Source organism: Streptomyces lancefieldiae, from assembly GCF_031845825.1.
GTDB classification, from domain to species: Bacteria; Actinomycetota; Actinomycetes; order Streptomycetales; family Streptomycetaceae; genus Streptomyces; species Streptomyces lancefieldiae.
Map to the genome: position 1 here is coordinate 1 of NZ_JAVRFH010000234.1, position 1,083 is coordinate 1,083.

At 68.2% G+C, this 1,083-nt stretch carries 1 protein-coding gene and 1 pseudogene; both read right to left on the minus strand.

Translation table 11 applies throughout. The features are described 5' to 3' along the window. Positions 1–19: 19 nt before the first annotated feature. A complete protein-coding gene (locus tag RM812_RS41830; RefSeq protein WP_311586207.1) occupies positions 20–958 on the minus strand; it encodes a VOC family protein in 939 nt (312 codons plus the stop codon). A 4-nt stretch (positions 959–962) separates the two neighbouring features. Next, positions 963–1,083 (minus strand): annotated as a pseudogene (locus RM812_RS41835) (amidohydrolase family protein); the annotation flags it as partial.

Here is a 1,083-nt window from a genome sequence, read left to right on the forward strand (position 1 = left end):
CGGGGGGACGGGGGAGGGGTCAGACCGGTGGGGCGATGAAGACGCCGCGGTCGGGGTCGTTGAAGGATTCCTTGGCGACGAGTTCGTTCATGGGGTTGGCGGTGCCCCACTGGTCGGTGACCTCGGGCTGGGAGAAGTCGTAGACGTGGGGGTGCCAGGTGTCCTCGTCCAGGCACTCCAGCTCGGTGGTGTACTCGACGGTGTTGCCGTGGGGATCGAGGAAGTAGGTGAAGGTGTTGTCGCCGGCCATGTGCCGTCCGGGGCCCCAGATCTTCTTGTGGCCGGCGCGGATGACGCGTCCGGAGCCGCGCATGTACTCGTCGATGCCGCGCATCTCGAACGAGACGTGGTGCAGGGCGGTGTGGGGGCCCTGGGCGATGGCCATGGAGTGGTGCTGGTTGCTGATCCGCATGAAGTGCATGACCTCGCCCATGTGCGGTGAGCTGAGTGTGTCGGAGAGGGCGAAGCCGAGGTGGCGTTCGTACCAGTCGCGGGTGCGGTTGAGGTCGGGGGAGTTGAGGACGACGTGGGAGAGTTTGACCGGGATCGGTTCCTTCTCCTCGATCCTGCGGTGCTGCCTGGTCTCGACGTCGGCCAGGACCTCGATGGTGCGGCCGTCGATGTCGAAGAAGCGGAAGCCGTAGCCGCCGCCGGGGGTGTCGGCCTTTCCGGGCCGGGAGATCAGCTGGACTTCGCCGGCGAGGAGTTGTTCGGCGAGGGTGTCGACGTCGGCGGCCGAGGCGGCGCCGTAGGAGACGAGGTCGAGGCGTTTCTCGTCGGCCTTGCGGAGCCGGACGACGTACTGCTCGGGGGAGCCCTCGGCGGCGAGGAAGGAGATGCCGGAGTCCTCGGCGACCTTGGTCAGGCCCCAGACGCCGGCGTAGAAGTCGAGCTGCTTGTGGTAGTCGGGCACGGCGAGGTCGACGTGCCGCAGGTGGGTGAGCAGGCGTGTGCTCATGGTGTCAGTCCTTCCTGAGGAGGGCCGCCGCGTTGCCGCCGCGTACGGCGTGGAAGTCGGCCTCGGACAGGTGCGCGGCGCGCAGGGCGCCGAGGGGGTCCTCGGTGCCCATGTCGAAGGGGAAG